Source organism: Streptomyces sp. NPDC005799, from assembly GCF_040630525.1.
GTDB lineage: Bacteria > Actinomycetota > Actinomycetes > Streptomycetales > Streptomycetaceae > Streptomyces > Streptomyces griseorubiginosus_B.
Genome location: NZ_JBEXXQ010000015.1, coordinates 97,118 through 114,295 on the forward strand (window position 1 = coordinate 97,118; position 17,178 = coordinate 114,295).

At 71.2% G+C, this 17,178-nt stretch carries 17 protein-coding genes; 5 read left to right on the forward strand and 12 right to left on the reverse strand.

The features are described 5' to 3' along the window. Positions 1-30 precede the first annotated feature (30 nt). Both ABZ453_RS17035 and ABZ453_RS17040 read right to left on the reverse strand, forming a co-directional pair. The gene (locus ABZ453_RS17035; RefSeq protein WP_359015749.1) at positions 31-1,947 is read right to left on the reverse strand and encodes an AMP-dependent synthetase/ligase; all 1,917 of its coding nucleotides are present in this window, start codon (positions 1,945-1,947) and stop codon (positions 31-33) included. A gap of 258 nt (positions 1,948-2,205) precedes the next feature. Then, on the reverse strand, positions 2,206-4,158 hold the full coding sequence (locus ABZ453_RS17040; RefSeq protein ID WP_359015750.1) for an AMP-dependent synthetase/ligase: 1,953 nt from the start codon (positions 4,156-4,158) through the stop codon (positions 2,206-2,208). A 269-nt stretch (positions 4,159-4,427) separates the two neighbouring features. On the opposite strand from ABZ453_RS17040, the gene ABZ453_RS17045 reads away from it, so the two are divergent. Both ABZ453_RS17045 and ABZ453_RS17050 read left to right on the forward strand, forming a co-directional pair. Further along, positions 4,428-5,750: a 3-oxoacyl-ACP reductase gene (locus tag ABZ453_RS17045; RefSeq protein WP_359015751.1), complete on the forward strand. Its 1,323-nt coding sequence runs from the start codon at positions 4,428-4,430 to the stop codon at positions 5,748-5,750. After that, positions 5,750-6,595 carry a MaoC/PaaZ C-terminal domain-containing protein gene (locus ABZ453_RS17050; protein ID WP_359015752.1) on the forward strand — a complete coding sequence of 282 codons (846 nt, stop codon included), beginning with the start codon at positions 5,750-5,752 and terminating at the stop codon, positions 6,593-6,595. The genes ABZ453_RS17045 and ABZ453_RS17050 overlap by 1 nt, the downstream gene beginning before the upstream one ends. Positions 6,596-6,669: 74 nt before the next feature. Here the strand turns inward: ABZ453_RS17050 and ABZ453_RS17055 are convergent, their stop codons facing one another. Continuing rightward, positions 6,670-7,023: a hypothetical protein gene (locus ABZ453_RS17055; protein WP_359015753.1), complete on the reverse strand. Its 354-nt coding sequence runs from the start codon at positions 7,021-7,023 to the stop codon at positions 6,670-6,672. A 250-nt stretch (positions 7,024-7,273) separates the two neighbouring features. Between ABZ453_RS17055 and ABZ453_RS17060 the strand changes: the two genes are divergently transcribed. Then, a complete protein-coding gene (locus ABZ453_RS17060) occupies positions 7,274-8,563 on the forward strand; it encodes a DUF6716 putative glycosyltransferase (protein WP_359015754.1) in 1,290 nt (429 codons plus the stop codon). 35 nt (positions 8,564-8,598) lie between these two features. Beyond that, positions 8,599-9,297, forward strand: coding sequence for a hypothetical protein (locus ABZ453_RS17065; RefSeq protein WP_359015755.1), 699 nt, complete (start codon positions 8,599-8,601; stop codon positions 9,295-9,297). Here ABZ453_RS17065 and ABZ453_RS17070 read toward each other — a convergent pair. The 7 genes from ABZ453_RS17070 to ABZ453_RS17100 form a co-directional block, all read right to left on the reverse strand. Then, positions 9,262-9,924 carry a TetR/AcrR family transcriptional regulator gene (locus ABZ453_RS17070; protein WP_359015756.1) on the reverse strand — a complete coding sequence of 221 codons (663 nt, stop codon included), beginning with the start codon at positions 9,922-9,924 and terminating at the stop codon, positions 9,262-9,264. The two genes, ABZ453_RS17065 and ABZ453_RS17070, sit on opposite strands and share 36 nt — an antisense overlap. A gap of 50 nt (positions 9,925-9,974) precedes the next feature. Next, positions 9,975-10,283 carry a DUF4229 domain-containing protein gene (locus ABZ453_RS17075; protein ID WP_359015757.1) on the reverse strand — a complete coding sequence of 103 codons (309 nt, stop codon included), beginning with the start codon at positions 10,281-10,283 and terminating at the stop codon, positions 9,975-9,977. Positions 10,284-10,373: 90 nt separating this feature from the next. Beyond that, entirely contained in the window at positions 10,374-10,898 is a 525-nt protein-coding gene (locus tag ABZ453_RS17080; protein ID WP_359015758.1) for a GNAT family N-acetyltransferase, read from the reverse strand. A gap of 16 nt (positions 10,899-10,914) precedes the next feature. Next, on the reverse strand, positions 10,915-11,553 hold the full coding sequence (locus tag ABZ453_RS17085; RefSeq protein WP_359015759.1) for a UdgX family uracil-DNA binding protein: 639 nt from the start codon (positions 11,551-11,553) through the stop codon (positions 10,915-10,917). A 102-nt stretch (positions 11,554-11,655) separates the two neighbouring features. Continuing rightward, complete coding sequence (gene mqnE, locus ABZ453_RS17090) at positions 11,656-12,819, reverse strand: aminofutalosine synthase MqnE (protein WP_359015760.1); 1,164 nt, start codon at positions 12,817-12,819, stop codon at positions 11,656-11,658. 50 nt (positions 12,820-12,869) lie between these two features. After that, on the reverse strand, positions 12,870-13,325 hold the full coding sequence (locus tag ABZ453_RS17095) for an Lrp/AsnC family transcriptional regulator (RefSeq protein WP_240869314.1): 456 nt from the start codon (positions 13,323-13,325) through the stop codon (positions 12,870-12,872). 73 nt (positions 13,326-13,398) lie between these two features. Next, positions 13,399-14,031, reverse strand: a complete 633-nt coding sequence (locus ABZ453_RS17100) for a UbiX family flavin prenyltransferase (protein ID WP_359015761.1) — start codon at positions 14,029-14,031, stop codon at positions 13,399-13,401. Positions 14,032-14,184: 153 nt separating this feature from the next. Between ABZ453_RS17100 and ABZ453_RS17105 the strand changes: the two genes are divergently transcribed. Then, positions 14,185-14,790, forward strand: coding sequence for a rhomboid family intramembrane serine protease (locus ABZ453_RS17105; protein ID WP_359015762.1), 606 nt, complete (start codon positions 14,185-14,187; stop codon positions 14,788-14,790). Here the strand turns inward: ABZ453_RS17105 and mqnP are convergent. After that, entirely contained in the window at positions 14,780-15,682 is a 903-nt protein-coding gene (mqnP, locus tag ABZ453_RS17110; protein ID WP_359015763.1) for a menaquinone biosynthesis prenyltransferase MqnP, read from the reverse strand. The genes ABZ453_RS17105 and mqnP overlap by 11 nt on opposite strands. Then, positions 15,679-17,139 (reverse strand): menaquinone biosynthesis decarboxylase, encoded by a 1,461-nt coding sequence (locus ABZ453_RS17115; RefSeq protein WP_359015764.1) that lies wholly within the window; start codon positions 17,137-17,139, stop codon positions 15,679-15,681. Before ABZ453_RS17115 ends, mqnP begins: the two co-directional genes overlap by 4 nt. Between the last annotated feature and the right edge of the window lie 39 nt (positions 17,140-17,178).

Below are 17,178 nucleotides of genomic sequence, written 5' to 3' on the forward strand. Positions count from 1 at the left end.
CGGACCGCGGAACGGGTCACACGCGGTCGTTCACCGCGCGTACAGGCCCTCGACCTCCGCCTCGAAGTCCCGCAGCACGACATCCCGGCGGAGCTTCATCGACGGGGTCAGATGCCCCTCCGCCTCGGTGAAGTCGCGGGGCAGCACGGCGAACCGCCGGATCGACTCGGGCCTCGAGACCAGCTTGTTCGCCTCGTCCACCGCCCTTTGCAAAACTTCTCTCAACTCCTCGTCATCGGCCAGGAGTTCCGGCGGGACCGGGTGCTTGCCGTTCATCCGGCGCCAGTGGCTGAGGCCGTCCATGTCCAGGGTGATGAGCGCCGCGATGTAGGGACGCCGGTCACCGACGACCATCACCTGGGAGATCAGCGGGTGTTGGCGCAGCCAGTTCTCCAGCGGGGCCGGGGCCATGTTCTTGCCGCCCGCGGTGATCAGGATCTCCTTCTTGCGGCCGGTGATGGTCAGATAGCCCTCCTCGTCCAGGCGGCCGATGTCCCCCGTGGGGAACCAGCCGTCGGTCTGCGAGGGGATCACGCCGCCGCCGTGCGGGTCCCAGTAGCCGCGGAAGATCTGACCGCCGCTGAGCAGGATCTCGCCGTCCGCCGCGATCCGCACCCTGGTCCCGGGCAGCGGCCAACCCACCGTGTCCAGACGGGATTTGAGCGGTGGGGTGACGGTCGCGGCACCGGTCGACTCGGTGAGGCCGTAGCCCTCGTAGATCTCCATGCCCGCGCCCGCGTAGAAGGCGGCCAGACGGCGGCCGAGCGGGGAACCGCCGGAGATGATGTGCCGGATCCTGCCGCCCATGGCGTTGCGGATACGGCGGTAGACCAGCGGGTCGTAGAAGGTGCGGGCCGCCTTCAGGGCCGTGCTCGGGCCCGAGCCGGTGCCGGCGTGCCGGGCCTCGGTCGCCTCGGCGTGGCGGACGGCGACGTTGACGGCGCGGTCGAAGACGGAGACCCGGCCGCCGCTCTCCGCCTTGGCACGGGCGTTGTTGAAGACCTTCTCCAGCATGTAGGGGATGACCAGCAGGAAGGTGGGGCGGAAGGCGGCCAGGTCGGCGAGCAGATCCTCGGCCTGCAGGCTCGGGGCGTGGCCGAGGCGGACCCGGGCGCGGACGCAGGCGATCGCCACCATGCGGCCGAAGACGTGCGACATGGGCAGGAAGAGCAGGGTGGAGGGGTTGTCCGCCTTCGACTTGAAGATCGGGTAGAGCAGCTCGATCGCGTTGTCGACCTCGGACAGGAAGTTGCCGTGGGTGAGGACGCAGCCCTTGGGACGGCCGGTGGTGCCCGAGGTGTAGATGACCGTGGCGAGCGTGTCGGGGACTAGCATGCCGCGCCGCACGCCGACCTCCTGGTCGGGGACGGGCTGCCCGAGTTCGGCGAGCCGGTCGAGGTGGCCCTTCTCGACGATCCACATGTGCCGCAGGTCCGGCAGCTGGCTCAGCTCCGGGCCGAGGGCCGCCGCCTGACCCGCGTTCTCCGTGACGAGGGCCACCGCGCCGGAGTCCTGGAGGATCCAGCGGGTCTGGAAGACCGAGGAGGTCGGGTAGATGGGGACGGTCACCAGGCCCGCCGCCCAGGCCGCGAAGTCCAGAAGCGTCCACTCGTAGATCGTCCGCGCCATCACGGCGATCCGGTCGCCGGGGACCAGCCCCTCCGAGATCAGCCCCTTGGCCAGACCCAGCACCTGCCGCGCGAACTCCGCCGCGGTGACGTCCGCCCAACCGCCGTCCTCCGCGCGGCGGCTGAGGACACGGGCGTCGGGCGCCGCGTCCGCGTTGTCGAAGGGCAGGTCGGCGAGGGAGCCGTGCGTGGGCGGCGGCACGAGCGGGGGCACCGACGTCTCGCGCACCTCGCCGTCCAGCCGGCGGATCTCCGGCTCGAGGAGCTGGGGTACGCCGTCGTAGTCGGACGCGGCGGGGTAGGGCACGGACACGGACATGGCAGCTCTCCTGGGGCGTGCAGCTCGGTACCGCTCTGCAGTGGTACGTGCGGTGCGTACCGAGTTGTTCACCGGCGGTGCGTGGCCGGGATGTTACCGCTGGTTACAGCAGAAAGGATACGTCTCGGCCATGGCGAGTTCGTGATGATCCGGGAATGCCGGTGGGGGAAGTGGGTGGGGGTGTCGTTGGGGTGCGGGTCCGTTGTGGCTCGTCGCGCCCACGCGGCGGAGCCGCCCATGTCACAGCCCCGCGCCCCTCTACTGCGCTGTCGCGCCGTAAGAGTCGTAGAGCTGCTCGATCTGCTCCGCGAACTCCTCGGCTATCGCCTCGCGGCGCAGCTTCATCGACGGCGTCAGGTGGCCCGCCTCCTCCGTGAAGTCGACCGGCAGGACCGTGAAGCGGCGGATGGATTCCGGGCGGGAGACCAGTTTGTTGGCCTCGTCGATCGCGCGTTGCAGGACTGCCCGCAACTCCTCGTCTTCCAGCAGCAGTTCGGCGGGGACCGGGTGATGCCTGCCCTTCATCCGGCGCCAGTGGTTGACGCCCTCCATGTCGAGGGTGACCAGGGCGCCGACGTAGGGTCGGGCGTCACCGACGACCATCACCTGGGAGATCAGCGGGTGTTGACGGAGCCAGTTCTCCAGCGGGGCCGGGGCGACGCTCTTGCCGCCCGCCGTGATCAGCATCTCCTTCTTGCGGCCGGTGATGTGGAGGTAGCCGTCCTCGTCCAGCCGCCCGATGTCACCGGTGGGGAGCCAGCCGTCGGCGGTCGCCGGGACGACCCCGCCGGCGTTCGGGTCCCAGTAGCCGCGCAGGACATGACCGCCGGCCAGCAGGATCTCGCCGTCGGCCGCGATGCGCACCTTCGTGCCGGGCAGCGGCCAGCCGACGGTGCCCAGACGCGGCTTGAGGGGCGGGGAGACGGTGGCCGCGCCCGTGGTCTCGGTGAGCCCGTAGCCCTCGTAGACGTCGATGCCCGCGCCCGCGTAGAAGGAGGCGAGCCGGCGGCCCAGCGGGGAGCCGCCGCAGATCATGTAGCGGACCCGGCCGCCCATGGCGTTGCGGATACGGCGGTAGACCAGCGGGTCGTAGAAGGCGCGGGCGGTCTTCAGCACGGCGCCCGGGCCGGGGCCCGTACCGGACTGGCGGGCCTCGCGCCCCTCGCCGTAGCGGCAGGCGACGCCCACCGCGCGGTCGAAGGCGCTCACCCGGCCGCCGGTCTCGGCCCGCGCGCGGGCCACGTTGAACACCTTCTCCAGCATGTACGGGATGGCGACGAGACAGGTCGGCCGGAAGCTCTCCAGGTCGGGCAGCAGTTCCTCCGACTTCAGGCTCGGCGCGTGCCCGAGCCGCACCCGCGCCCTGATGCAGGCGACGGCCACCATCCGGCCGAAGATGTGCGACATCGGCAGGAAGTGCAGGACCGACGCCTCTTCGCTGGTGCGGGAGCGAAAGACCGGGTAGAGGAGCTCGATGGCATTGTCGACCTCGGCGAAGAAGTTGCCGTGCGTGATCGCACAGCCCTTGGGACGGCCAGTGGTGCCCGAGGTGTAGACGATCGTGGCCAGCGTGTCGGGGCCCAGCATCCCGCGCCGTACGGCCACTTCCTGGTCCGGCACCTGTGCGCCGCACTCCCCCAGGCGCTCCACATGGCCCTTCTCGATCACCCACAGGTGCCGCAGATCGGGCACGCGGTCCAGTTCGGGGCCGAGGGCCGCGGCCTGGGCGCCGGTCTCCGTCACCAGGGCCACCGCGCCGGAGTCCTGGAGGATCCAGCGGGTCTGGAAGAGGGAGGAGGTGGGATAGATCGGCACGGTGACCAGGCCGCAGGCCCAGGCGGCGAAGTCCAGGAGCGTCCACTCGTAGACCGTGCGGGCCATGACGGCGACGCGGTCGCCCGGTGTGAGCCCGGTCGCGATCAGTCCCTTCGCCGTGGCCAGCACCTCGGCGGCGAACTCGGCGGCCGTCACGTCCGTCCAACGGCCCGCCTCGGTACGGCGGCTGAGGACCCGGTCGTCGGGGGCGATCCGGGCGTTGTCGAAGGGCAGGTCGGCGAGCGAGCCGTGGCGCACCGGGGGCACGAAGAGCGGTACCGAGACCTCGCGCACCTCTCCGTCCAGCCGGCGGACGGCGGGCTCCACGAGGATCGGTGCGCCGTCGTACGCCGTGGAGTGGACCACCAGGTCGGCGGGCTGGTGCGAGGTGGACACGGGCGGCTCCAGATGTTCAACCCAGTTGCCCTGCCGGGGAGTTGTCGCAGGTCAAGGGGAGGAGATCGTACGGTGCCGGCGTGATGGTCCGGTGAGGGTACGGAGGTGGTCCGGCGGTGGGCGTGCGTCAGGGATGTGCAAGGTCGTCGCTTTTCATGCCGAAAAGACGTTACCGGGCGGTATGTTGAACCTTTTTCACCTCCCCACGTGCTATTACCTCGGGTAACCTGACTCTGGAGTAAGCAAGCCGCCGCCTGGGGAGACTGGACATGGCCGACCGCTATCTGCGCTTCGCCGGCACCGCGCCCGGCCGCTTCCTGACCCGCCGGCTCGGGCTGCCGCAACCGGCGCCCCTGCACCGCTGGTCGCCCGGACGCCCCGCGCTCACCGGCGGGCTGCAGGCCCTCACCGCCGGCAAGTCGGACCTCGACCTCTCCCCCGTCCTCGCCCGCACGGGCCTGACCGGGAGCGCCGACGCACCGGCCGCGGTCGTCCTGGACGCCACCGGGGTGCGGGACGTCGAGACGCTCGCCGAGGTGCACGCGGCGCTGCACCCGGTCGTGCGGTCGGTCGCGAGCAGCGGCCGGATCGTCGTCCTGGGCGCGCCGCTCGACCCCACGGACCACCACCAGGCCGCCGCCCAGCAGGCGTTGGAGGGCTTCGTCCGCTCCCTCGGCAAGGAGATCGGGCGCGGACGGACGGTGAACCTGATCCGCCTGACCAACGCCCCCGCGGCGGAGTCGACCCTGCGCTTCCTGCTCTCACCCAGGTCGGCGTATGTGAGCGGGCAAATGATCGCGGTGGGTACGGGGTCGGGGGCCGCGGTCGGCCCAGGGGGCGAAGTGCCGGCCGACCGGGACCAGCCCCTCGCCGGTCGTACCGCGCTCGTCACCGGTGCCGCACGGGGGATCGGTACGGCGGTCGCGGAGGTGCTGGCCAGGGACGGGGCACGGGTCGTCGTACTGGACGTGCCGCAGGCCGAGGACGATGCCCGGCGGGTGGCCGAGCGGCTCGGTGGGAGGGCGCTCGCGCTCGACATCACCGCGCCCGACGCGGGGGCGCGGATCGCCGACGCCCTGCCCGACGGGCTGGACGTGCTCGTCCACAACGCCGGGATCACCCGGGACCGGCGGCTGGTCAACATGCCCGCCGAGCGGTGGGGTTCGGTGCTCGACGTGAACCTCGCGAGCGTGCTGCGCACGACGGACGCGCTGCTCGACGCCGGGGCGCTCCGGCGCGGCGGCCGGATCGTCGCCACCGCCTCGATCGCCGGGCTCGCGGGCAACGCGGGGCAGACCAACTACGGCGCGAGCAAGGCGGGCGTCGTCGGACTGGTCCGCTCGCTCGCGCCCCGCGCCCTCGCCGAGCACGGGGTGACCGTGAACGCGGTGGCGCCCGGGTTCATCGAGACGACGATGACGGCCGCGATCCCCCTGTTCATCCGGGAGGCGGGGCGGCGGATGAACTCCCTCGCACAGGGCGGACTTCCGGCCGACGTCGCCGAGACCACCGCCTGGCTGGCGCATCCGGCGTCCGGCGCCGTCAACGGCCAGATCGTCCGCGTATGCGGCCAGAGCCTGCTGGGGGCGTGATGTCCCTCGTCCTCACCGGCTCTCCTTCCCTCCCGCCCCTGCTCGCCCGGGGCGCCCTCCTGTCCCCCTTCAAACGGCCGAGCCCCGACGCGGAGTTCCCGCGCACCCGCCTCGTCCTGCCCGGCCTGCGCGTCGACCTCGCGCGGCTGGCCGCGTACGAGCGGGTCTGCGGCTTCGCCACCGGCGACGACGCCCTGCCCCTGACGTATCCGCACGTCCTGGGCTTCCCGCTGGCCATGCGCCTGATGAGCGACCGCGGCTTCCCGCTGCCGCTGCTCGGCCTCGTCCACACCTCCGTCGACATCACCCGGCGCCGGTCGCTCCCGGCCACCGGCGCGTACGAACTCGCCGTCCACGTCGGCGGCCTGGAGCCGCACCGGCGCGGCACCGAGGCCTCGGTGATCACCGAGCTGCGGGACGGCGGGGAGAGCGGGGACGTCGTGTGGGAGTCGCGCAGCACGTATCTCGCGCGGCACCGCACGCACGCCGAGCCGTCCGCCGAACGGGCCGAGCGGGCACCGCTTCCCGTGCTCGCCGAGTGGCGGCTGGCCGGGGACGTCGGGCGGCGGTACGGGGCCGCGTCCGGCGACCGCAACCCCATCCACCTCCATCCCCTCACCGCCCGCCTCTTCGGCTTCCCGCGCGCCATCGCGCACGGCATGTGGACCGTGGCCCGCTGCCTCGCCGCCCATGGGGCGCCGGACCCGGTGCGGGTGCGGGCGGAGTTCCGGGCGCCGGTGCTGCTGCCGGGCACGGTGACGTACGGGGCGGAGGGGGGCCGGTTCGAGCTGCGCGGAAGCGGTGATCGCGTGCACGTCAGCGGGCGGGTCGATCCGCTGCCGTAGCGCCTCCCCGCTCCTCGCGGCCGACGACACGGCCTCCGGGCGCTCTGCCCCTGCCCCTGCCGTGACCGACCGGTTCAGCCGCGGCTGACGCTGACCCCGCCGATCAGGCCCCACGCGTCGATACGGACCGTCGGGCCGCCTGGCTCGGTGGGGCCGTCGTCCTTCACACCGCCGAGGCGGATGCCGTGGACCTCGACGCGGACGTCGGGGCGGACCTTGAGGCTGACGCCGCCGATCAGGCTCAGCTTGGTGACGCGCAGCTCGGCGCCGTCGGGAATGTCGATGTCCGTGAGGTCGATGTCGGCGCCGCCGATGAGGGATGCGGTGAGGGTGCGCACGTGCAGGGTCTCGCCCTTGAGGCGGTGGCCGCCGATGAGGCTCACCTTGATGTCGGTCTTTTGCGGGTCCTCGCCACTGGTCTTCGTCATGAGCATGAAAGTACGGGCGGAGGGACGCGTTCCCCCAGTGTCCGTCGTCCGCCGATCGGGATGACAGTTGTCACCCTTCATGCCTCATGAACAACGGGCGAACAGCTGCCGTCCATTCACTCGGGCGGTTTCGAACTTCCGCTTCTGGTAAGGCGAGTTGACCGAATTCTCACAGTCGGCACTCACATCCGCAGGAAACAACACAGGGAAGACTCACCCCGCGCTCAGGAGCCGTTCCTAACCTCCGGGCATGTCGCACAGACGTATCGCCGTAGTCGCGGACTCCGACACCCGCTGGAAATGGGGCGCCTCGGTGGCCCGGCAACTCGCCCCGGAGCACGCGCTGGACGCCGTGTTCCTGCGGGGCCGCTCCACACCCACCGAGCGTCAGCTCGCCGAGGTCGGCATCGAGCCCGGCACGCGCCGCGAGGCGACGGTCGCCGAGCTCGCCGGCGACGGGGAACTGGCCGCCGCCGACGTGGTCGTCCTGGCCGTCTCCGGCGGCACGGTCCTCGCCCTCACGCACACCCTCGGGCGGGCCTGGGAGGGCCGCGAGCGGCGACCGGTCACGGTGAGCGGATACGTCGGGGTCGTCTACGAGAAGATGGTCGACGGGCTGCTGACCCGCGCGGGCACGGACCTCGTCCTCGCCAACTCGGCCCACGACGCGGCCCGTTTCGCCCGCGCCTTCGACTCGGTCGGCGTGGACCCGGACTCGGTGGTGGAGTGCGCCCTGCCCTTCCTGACCGGGCAGCCCCACCGCCCTTCCCCCGAGCGGCCGTTCACCCTCACCTTCGCCGTGCAGCCCTCGGTGCCGAAGGAACGGAGCGCCCGGCTGCACCTCCTGGAGCGGGCCGCCGGACACGCCCGCCGTCATCCCGGCCGCGAGGTGCTGGTCAAGCTGCGCAGTCTGCCGGGCGAGCAGACCACGCACGTCGAGGCGGACCCGTACCAACTCCTCGTCGAGCGGCTCTCCGAGCCCGCCCCGGCCAACCTCCGGCTGGTCTACGGCAACATGGCCGAGGTCCTCGACCGCACCGACCTGCTGGTCACCGTCAGCTCCACGGCCGCCCTGGAGTCCATGCACCGGGGCATCCCGACGGCGATCCTGACCGACCTCGGCGTCCGCGAGGCGCACGGCAACCACTACTTCCTGCACTCCGGCTGCCTGGCCTCCTGGGACGACCTGGACGCGGGCGCGCTGCCGATGCCGCGTGCCGAGTGGGCGGCGGCGCAGGGCATCGGCCGGACCGACCCGTACGCGGCGGCCCGCGCCCGCCTCGCCGACCTGCGCGCCCTGCGTCACCTGCCGCCCCTGCGCCCGTACTACACCCCGAGCTCCGCCGGGCCCTACCTCCTGCCGATCCTGGCCCGCCACGGCCTCGACGAAAAGGGCCACCCCCTGCCGACAGCCGCTCCGGCCGCCTCCGGCGGGGTACGGGGCGCGGTCCGCACGGCGGCCCGCCGCGGCGCGAAGAGGCTGTACCGCGTGGGCCACCAGAGGGTGGCACCGGCACTGCGCCGCTGGGGGTCGGCGTGAGGGGGCGTGGCACTTCGGCGGGTGCCCTCACGCAGGTGGCCGTCGGTGTGGCGGGTGGGACCGGGATCGCGGTGGCCGACTCCGTCCGTGGGCTGCTGGAGGTCTTGGAGTGGGGTGAGCGGGACGGGTCGGGGTGCGAGGTCGCCGTCGTGCTGCCGTGGCATGCCCGGACTCGGGAGCGGGTGTGGTGCACGGCACGGCTGGCCCGGAACGAGGGGATGCCGGTCGGGTTGTACGGGTCGCCACTCGCACTCGCTCCTCGGCTGGCCGGTGTCGAGCGGGTCGTCGTGGGGGCGTCCTGTTCGCGGGCGCTGCGGCTGCTGGTGGCGACGGTCGGGGCGCGGAACGTCGTCGAGGCGCGGGGGCCGGGGCACGGCTGGGTGCGGCGGCGGTTCGGGCCGCCCGAGGTGCTGTCCGGGACCGACCTGGTCGGCGCGCCGGGCGTTCCCGTGGACGAGGTGGCCGCGCTCGCCCACCGGCTCAACGCCGAGCGCTACTTCGCCCATCCACGCGAGAGCGACCAGCGCCTGCGCCGGCTGGCAGCACGGGCCGGAATGGACGTCGTACGGCCCGAGGCGGCTCTGGAGACCGAGCTGTTGCTCGGCCCGGTCGCGTCCCGCCTTGTCACCCTGCGCCCCGAGCCCGCCCTGGCGTCGCTGCTCACGGGAACCGGCGTGGACGTCGTCGACGTGGCCGCGTCACGGGACGGGCTGCTCCGCCTCCTGCGGGGGTGACCAGGGCCGCCCCTCCATCAGGTTGCCGAGCCCGGCCCAGGCGAAGTTCATCAGGGTGGCCGCGGCCTGCCGCGCGGTGACGCCGGGGGTCGCGTTGGCCCAGGCCGCGAGGGACTCGGCGGCACCGACCAGCGCTTCGGCGAGCCCCGCGACCTCGCCCTCGGCCAGATCGGGATCCCGGTGCGCCTCCCGCGCGGCCACCACGATCAACTGCGTCACGAACGCGACGAGTTCCTCGCGCATCGCCGCCACCTCGGCCGCGAACGGCTCGCCGTGGGTACGGGCCTGCAGATGCAGCACGGCCCAGCCGTCCGGGTTCTGCGCGGTGTGCGTGAAGAACGCCCGCAGCCCTTCCCACAGTTGCCGGTCGACGGGCAGCTCCCGCCGCACCCCGGACCGCACCGCCTCCGTCAGCGCCTTCGCCTCACGCCGGATGCAAGCGGTGAACAGGTCTTCCTTCGAGTTGAGGTACAGATAGACCAACGGCTTGGACACGCCCGCCAGTTCGGCGATCTCGTCCATCGACGCGGCCATGTACCCACGCTGCCCGAAGGTACGCACGGCGGCGTCCAGCATCTGCTGCTCCCGCACCGCCCGCGGCATCCGCTTGGTCTTCACGGCACCCATGCCGCACAGAGTAGTTGGGACCAAGCGCGTGCAAACCCCGCGTGACAGGCTTACGACGTCTGGGGTGCCTGGCCCTGGGTGCGGGCCGCGTCGTCCACGTCGTCCTCCTGGGCCGCGTTCGCCTCGAAGTTCGCCTTCATCCGGTCGACCCGCTCGACGACCTTGATCGAGGCCCGGTCCCGCTCCCTGCGCAGGACGACGAAGCTGATGGGGGCCGAGATCAACAGGGCGAGCAGGACCATCCAGATGCCGTTGGAGGCGCCGAAGCCGCGCGGGACGATGCCGGTGTAGACGAGACCCCAGACGACCACGAAGCAGCCCGCGAAGATCCCGAGGCGCATCAGCGTGTAGCGGAGCATCTCAATCCACTCTTCCGTCAACGGTACGAACATTGCCAAAGGGCACCGTCCAGTGAAGCACGTCAGGTACCCGATCTTGCAGGCGGGGGCTCAGCGCAGTGGCAGCAGCATGATCACGTCGTCGCGGTCGTCGCCCGGTGCCACCCGGATCGCGCCGGGGACACGGCCGACCTCCTTGTAGCCGCAGGAGCCGTAGAACCGCTCCAGCCCGAGGCCGCCGCGGCAGGTGAGCCGGATCGCCTCGATGCCGTCCAATCCGCACGCCGCGTCCTGGGCGGCGGCCAGCAGGTCGCGGCCGTACCCCTTGCCCTGGTGGCGGGGGTGGACCATCACCGTGTAGAGCCACAGCCAGTGGGTCATGAGCCGGTGCGTGTTGAGGGCGAGGAAGGCGGTGGCGGCGACCCGTCCGTCCTCGTCGTGCCCGACGAGCAGCCGGGTGCGGCCCTCCGCCATCGCGACCATGTGCCGGACCAGCTCCGGCCGGATCGTCTCCGCCGTCACCGGCGGCACGAAGCCGACGGAACCGCCGGCGTTGGACACGTCCGTCCACAGGTCGAGGATGCCGTCACGGAGGGCGGGGGTGACGGCGGGGTCGAGAGTGAAGGTAAGGGACACCCAGGTATCGTAGCCCTTACACCAGGGCGCGCGCCGCGACTTTCAGATCCGCTACGAGTCCTTGGTACGCCGACTCCCGATCGTCCGAGCGCAGCACGGACGAGGGGTGAACGGTGGGCACCAGGCGCTCCCGCCGGCCGTGAACGTCCTCCTCCAGCACCGTCCCGCGCACCTGCGTGACCCGGAACGACGACCCCAGCAGCGCCTTGCCGGCGGTGGCCCCGAGCACCACGATCAGCTCCGGCTCCACGACGGCCAGCTCGGCGGCCAGCCAGGGCCCGCAGGCGGTCATCTCGCGCAGCGTGGGCGCCTTGTGTATGCGCCGCTTGCGGGGCTCGGCCCGGGTGAACTTGAAGTGCTTGACCGCGTTGGTGACATAGGCGTCCCCCGGGTCGATACCGGCGTCCGCGAGAGCCCGGTCGAGAAGCTTCCCGGCGGGCCCCACGAACGGCTTCCCCTGCCGGTCCTCCTGATCCCCGGGCTGCTCCCCGACCAGCATCACGCGCGCGTGAGCGTCCCCTTCACCGAACACCGTCCGAGTGGCGTCCCGATGCAACGGACAGCCACGGCAGTCTGCGGCGGCTTTGCGCAGTGCCCCCAAGTCGCGCCGCTCCGGGAGAAAAGGTTCCGCTGTATACGCGTCTTCGGACGACATGCGCTGCGAGTACCCACCCAAGGGGCGCGGGACCGCATCGATGTGCGGCTGCGCCGCGGGGCGCGACCAGCCCCCACTCACCCGCACCCGCCCCGACGGGGCTCAGACCCGCATCGGCTGCGGCTCTTCCCTTCGCGCCGGGTCCGGACCCTCGTACTCTCGGATGATCTCGTAGCGGGTGTTGCGCTCCACCGGGCGGAAGCCGGCGTCGCGGATCAGGTCCAGGAGGTCCTCGCGGGTCAGCTTGTTCGGGGTGCCGAAGTTGTCCGCGTCGTGGGTGATCTTGTACTCGACGACCGAGCCGTCCATGTCGTCGGCGCCGTGCTGGAGCGCCAGCTGCGCGGTCTGGACGCCGTGCATGACCCAGAAGACCTTGACGTGCGGGACGTTGTCGAAGAGGAGGCGTGAGACCGCGAAGGTCTTCAGGGCCTCCGCGCCCGTCGCCATCTGCGTGCGCGCCTGGAGCCGGTTGCGGACCTTGCCGTCCTTCATGTCCACGAAGTCGTGCTGGTAGCGCAGCGGGATGAAGACCTGGAAGCCGCCGGTCTCGTCCTGCAGCTCACGCAGGCGCAGAACGTGGTCGACGCGGTGGCGCGGCTCCTCGATGTGGCCGTACAGCATGGTGCACGGGGTCTTCAGACCCTTCTCGTGCGCCAGCCGGTGGATGCGGGACCAGTCCTCCCAGTGGGTGCGGTGGTCCACGATGTGCTGCCGGACCTCCCAGTCGAAGATCTCGGCGCCGCCACCGGTGAGGGACTCCAGGCCCGCGTCGATCAGCTCGTCGAGGATCTCCGACGCCGACAGGCCGCTGATCGTCTCGAAGTGGTGGATCTCCGTCGCCGTGAACGCCTTCAGCGACACGTGCGGCAGCGCGGCCTTCAGCTCCCGCAGGGACCGCGGGTAGTAGCGCCACGGCAGGTTCGGGTGCAGCCCGTTGACGATGTGGAGCTCGGTGAGGTTGTCGCTCTCCATCGCCTTCGCGAGCTTCACCGCCTCCTCGATGCGCATCGTGTACGCGTCCTTCTCACCCGGCTTGCGCTGGAAGGAGCAGTAGGCGCAGGAGGCCGTGCACACGTTGGTCATGTTGAGGTGCCGGTTGACGTTGAAGTGGACCACGTCACCGTTCTTGCGGGTGCGCACCTCGTGGGCGAGGCCGCCGAGCCACGCCAGGTCGTCCGACTCGTACAGCGCGATGCCGTCCTCGCGGGACAGCCGCTCACCGGAGCGGACCTTCTCCTCCAGCTCGCGCTTGAGCCCGACGTCCATGCCACGACCTTTCCTCTACGACAACTCGACCCAACGGTACGCCCACGGGCTCACACCTGTTCGGGCAGCTCACCCACCCGGTTCTCCCACTTCGTGGAGAGCACGATCGTGGTACGGGTCCGGGACACGCCCTTCGTCCCGCTGAGCCGCCGGATGATCTTCTCCAGGCCGTCCACGTCGTTCGCCCTCACCTTGAGCATGAACGAGTCGTCGCCGGCGATGAACCAGCAGTCCTCGATCTCGCTGAGCTCCTTCATCCGCTGGGCCACGTCCTCGTGGTCGGCCGCGTCGGAGAGGGAGATCCCGATCAGCGCGGTGACGCCGAGGCCGAGCGAGGCGGCGTCGACGGTGGCGCGGTAGCCGGTGATGACACCGGCCGCCTCCAGCCGGTTGATGCGGTCGGTGACGCTGGGCCCCGACAGACCGACGAGGCGCCCCAGCTCCGCGTACGAGGCCCGGCCGTTCTCCCTCAGGGCCTGGATGAGCTGCCTGTCCACCGCGTCCATGCGATCGATGCCTTCCGCTGAAGAGTTCCCGAGTGATGAGAGGTAGTGCGAGGTGCTCACAGGTGCCGGCGCCCTAGTCCGCGCTGTGGCCGCCGCCCAGTTCGCCCTTCCAGCGCCGGTACAGGCCGTGCCCGACGCCCGCCGCGTCCAGCACCCGCCCGGCAACGAAGTCCACCAGGTCCTGGATGTGTGTGGCGCCCGCGTAGAAGGCGGGCGAGGCGGGGACCACGGTGGCGCCCGCGTCGTCGAGGGCGACGAGGTGGCGCAGCGTCTGGCCGTTCAAGGGGGTCTCCCGTACGGCCACGACCAGCGGCCGGCGTTCCTTCAGTGTGACGCTCGCGGCGCGCTGGAGCAGATCCTTGGACAGCCCGAGCGCGACACCGGCCACACACGCCGTGGAGGCCGGCACGATGAGCATGCCCTTGACCGGGTACGACCCCGAGGACGGGCCCGCGGCGAGGTCCCCGGCGGGCCAGTACCGCACGGCGCCGACGTCCACGGTGTAGGTCCCGGGCTTTCCGTCGGCACCCCGCGTCAGCCATTCCCGCAGGTCGTCACGCCAGTGTGCGTCCCGGAACGAGATCCCCGTCTCGTCCAGGAGGGTGAGCCGGGAGGCCCGGCTGACGACCAGGTCCACGCTCTCGCCGGCGTCGAGCAGCGCACGCAGCACCGACGCGGCATATGGCGTGCCGGAAGCGCCGGACACCCCTACGATCCAAGGTGTACGCGGCGTCTCTCCTGGCTTGACTGGGTCCACGACACCGAGCCTATCCGGCGCCGCGGGGTGGGAACCGGTCGAGGGGGCTCGGCCGTTGTCCCTAGGACCCCTCAGGGGTCGGGCGGATCGTTGGGGGACGGCATGTCGGGTACGCAGTTCGAGTGGTCGCGGGGTGAGCGGGCGAAGGCCGCGGCCAAGCTGATGGTGGGCTGGGTCGCCCTGCTGTGGCTGCTGGAAGTGGTCGACGTGGTCAGCGGCCACGCGCTCGACGGTCTCGGCATCATGCCGCGCCGGGTCTCCGAGCTGGTGGACATCGTCCCGGCCGCGTTCATCCACTTCGGCTTCGCCCATGTGGCCGCCAACAGCGTGCCGCTGCTGGTCATGGGCTTCCTCGCGGCGCTGGGCGGACTGCGCCGGTTCGCCGCCCTCTGCCTCGTCATCATCGTCGCCGACGGACTGGGCGTGTGGCTGACAGCCCCGGACCACACCAACACCGCGGGCGCGTCCGGCCTGATCTTCGGCCTGTTCGGCTTCCTGTTGGTCAGCGGCTTCGTCGAGCGCCGCCCGCTGGGCGTCCTGGTGGGCCTGCTGATCGGCGCCGTCTGGGGCACGTCGATCCTCCTGGGCCTGTCCCCCCTGCAGACGGGCGTCAGCTGGCAGGCCCACCTGATAGGCCTGGCGACGGGAGTCGGGACGGCGTTCTGGTTCCGGCGCCGCCCCGCCTCGCCTCCCGCACTCACACGGTGAGGCCCCGAACCAGCAGGTCCAGCAGCGCGCACACGAACAGGGCGATGCCGATGAAGCCGTTGACGCTGAAGAACGCGCGGTTGAGGCGGGACAGGTCGTGGGGTCGCACGATCGAGTGCTCGTAGACGAAGGCGCCCGCGACGATCATCAGACCGACCCAGAAGAACCCTCCCGCGTCGGTGGCGACGGCGTACCAGACGAGGAGGGACATGGTCAGCAAGTGACAGACCCGCGCGCCCCAGATGGCCGCCGGGATGCCGAAGCGGGCCGGGACCGACATGACGCCGACCTCGCGGTCTGTCGCGACGTCCTGGCAGGCGTAGATCAGATCGAAGCCGCCGATCCAGATGCCCACGGCGAGGCCGAGGATCACCGCGTGCCAGTTCCACTCGCCGCTGATGGCGAGCCAGCCGCCGATCGGGCCCATGGCCTGGGCGAGCCCCAGGATGGCCTGCGGGAAGTTCGTGAACCGCTTGCCGTAGGGGTAGACGACCATCGGGAGGACCGCGACCGGCGCCAGCGCCAGGCAGAGCGGATTGAGCAGCGCCGCCGAGCCCAGGAAGACCACGACCGCGATGAGGGCACCGGTCCAGGCGTGCTTCACCGACATCGCGCCGGTGACCAGCTCGCGGTGGGCCGTGCGCGGGTTCCGGGCGTCGATCTCCCGGTCGATGATCCGGTTCACGGCCATGGCGAACGTCCGCAGACCCACCATGCAGACGGTGACCAGGAGCAGCCGCCCCCAGTGGATGTTCTTGTCCCACTCGTACATCGCGGTGAGCGCGGCGATGTACGCGAAGGGCAGGGCGAACACCGAGTGCTCGATCATCACCAGACGCAGAAACGCCTTGGTGCGTCCTGGCTGCGGGATCGCGGCGGAGGCACTGCTCATGAAAGGCCGTACTCCTTCCAGCGGCGGTCGACCTTCGCCGCCGTATCCGGGTCGGACAGGACCATGTCGGGCCAGCCACCGTCGCGGGTGTAGCCCTCCTCGGGCCACTTCTTCGTCGCGTCGATCCCGGCCTTGCCACCCCAGAACTGCTGGTAGGAGGCGTGGTCGAGATGGTCGACGGGGCCTTCGACGACGCTGAGGTCGCGGGCGTAGTCGGTGTTGCCGAGCGCCCGCCACGCGACCTCGTGCAGGTCGTGGACGTCGCAGTCGGAGTCCACGACCACGATCAGCTTCGTCAGGGACATCATGTGAGCCCCCCAGATCGCGTGCATGACCTTCTGGGCGTGCTTGGGGTACTTCTTGTCGATCGAGACGATCGCGCAGTTGTGGAAGCCGCCCGCCTCGGGCAGGTGGTAGTCCACGATGTCCGGGACGATGATCTTCAGCAGGGGGAGGAAGAAGCGTTCGGTCGCACGGCCGAGGGGTCCGTCCTCCGTCGGGGGCCGGCCCACGACGATCGACTGCAGCAGCGGCCGCTTCCGCATCGTCACGCAGTCGATCCTCAGCGCGGGGAACGGTTCCTGCGGGGTGTAGAAGCCGGTGTGGTCGCCGAAGGGGCCCTCGGGGAGCATCTCGCCGGGCTCCAGCCAGCCCTCGATCACGACCTCCGCCTGCGCCGGCACCTGCAGCGGCACCGTCCTGCAGTCCACCATCTCGATCCGCTTGCCTGCGATGAACCCGGCGAAGAGGTACTCGTCGATGTCACCGGGCAGAGGCGCGGTGGAGGCGTACGTCACCGCGGGCGGGCAGCCGAAGGCGATCGCGACCGGCAGCCGCTCGCCGCGCCGCGCCGCGACCTGGTAGTGGTTGCGGCTGTCCTTGTGGATCTGCCAGTGCATGCCGATGGTGCGCTTGTCGTGCCGCTGGAGCCGGTACAGGCCGAGGTTGCGGATCCCGGTCTCCGGGTCCTTGGTGTGGGTCAGGCCCAGGTTGAAGAAGGAGCCGCCGTCCTTGGGCCAGGTGAACAGCGCGGGCAGCCGGTCGAGATCGACGTCGTCGCCGGTGAGGACGACCTCCTGCACCGGCGCGTTGTCGGACTTCACCTTCTTCGGCGGTACGTGCGTCATCGCGCCGAGCTTGCCGAAGGCCTCGCGCATCCCGACGAACCCGTGCGGCAGTTCGGGCCGCAGCAGACCGCCGATCTTCTCGCTGATCTCGCCGTACGACTTCAGGCCCAGGGCCTTCAGCAGCCGCCGGTCGGTGCCGAAGACGTTCATCGCGAGGGGCATGGCGGAGCCCTTCACGTTCTCGAAGAGCAGTGCGGGGCCGCCTGCCTTCTGCACCCGGTCGACGATCTCCCCGACCTCCAGATACGGGTCGACCTCGACCTTGACGCGCTTGAGGTCGCCCTCGCGTTCCAAGGCCCTGAGCAGGGAGCGAAGATCGTCGTAAGCCATGGGTCCCAGTATCGGCCACCCGCTACCCTGACCCCGTCA

Coding starts and splice junctions, on each gene's coding strand:
- ABZ453_RS17035 (WP_359015749.1), bottom strand. CDS start 1,947: ATGTCCGTGTCCGTGCCCTACCCCGCCGCGTCCGACTACGACGGCGTA.
- ABZ453_RS17045 (WP_359015751.1), top strand. CDS start 4,428: ATGGCCGACCGCTATCTGCGCTTCGCCGGCACCGCGCCCGGCCGCTTC.
- ABZ453_RS17050 (WP_359015752.1), top strand. CDS start 5,750: ATGTCCCTCGTCCTCACCGGCTCTCCTTCCCTCCCGCCCCTGCTCGCC.
- ABZ453_RS17055 (WP_359015753.1), bottom strand. CDS start 7,023: ATGACGAAGACCAGTGGCGAGGACCCGCAAAAGACCGACATCAAGGTG.
- ABZ453_RS17060 (WP_359015754.1), top strand. CDS start 7,274: ATGTCGCACAGACGTATCGCCGTAGTCGCGGACTCCGACACCCGCTGG.
- ABZ453_RS17070 (WP_359015756.1), bottom strand. CDS start 9,924: ATGGGTGCCGTGAAGACCAAGCGGATGCCGCGGGCGGTGCGGGAGCAG.
- ABZ453_RS17075 (WP_359015757.1), bottom strand. CDS start 10,283: ATGCTCCGCTACACGCTGATGCGCCTCGGGATCTTCGCGGGCTGCTTC.
- ABZ453_RS17085 (WP_359015759.1), bottom strand. CDS start 11,553: ATGTCGTCCGAAGACGCGTATACAGCGGAACCTTTTCTCCCGGAGCGG.
- mqnE (WP_359015760.1), bottom strand. CDS start 12,819: ATGGACGTCGGGCTCAAGCGCGAGCTGGAGGAGAAGGTCCGCTCCGGT.
- ABZ453_RS17095 (WP_240869314.1), bottom strand. CDS start 13,325: ATGGACGCGGTGGACAGGCAGCTCATCCAGGCCCTGAGGGAGAACGGC.
- ABZ453_RS17105 (WP_359015762.1), top strand. CDS start 14,185: ATGTCGGGTACGCAGTTCGAGTGGTCGCGGGGTGAGCGGGCGAAGGCC.
- mqnP (WP_359015763.1), bottom strand. CDS start 15,682: ATGAGCAGTGCCTCCGCCGCGATCCCGCAGCCAGGACGCACCAAGGCG.
- ABZ453_RS17115 (WP_359015764.1), bottom strand. CDS start 17,139: ATGGCTTACGACGATCTTCGCTCCCTGCTCAGGGCCTTGGAACGCGAG.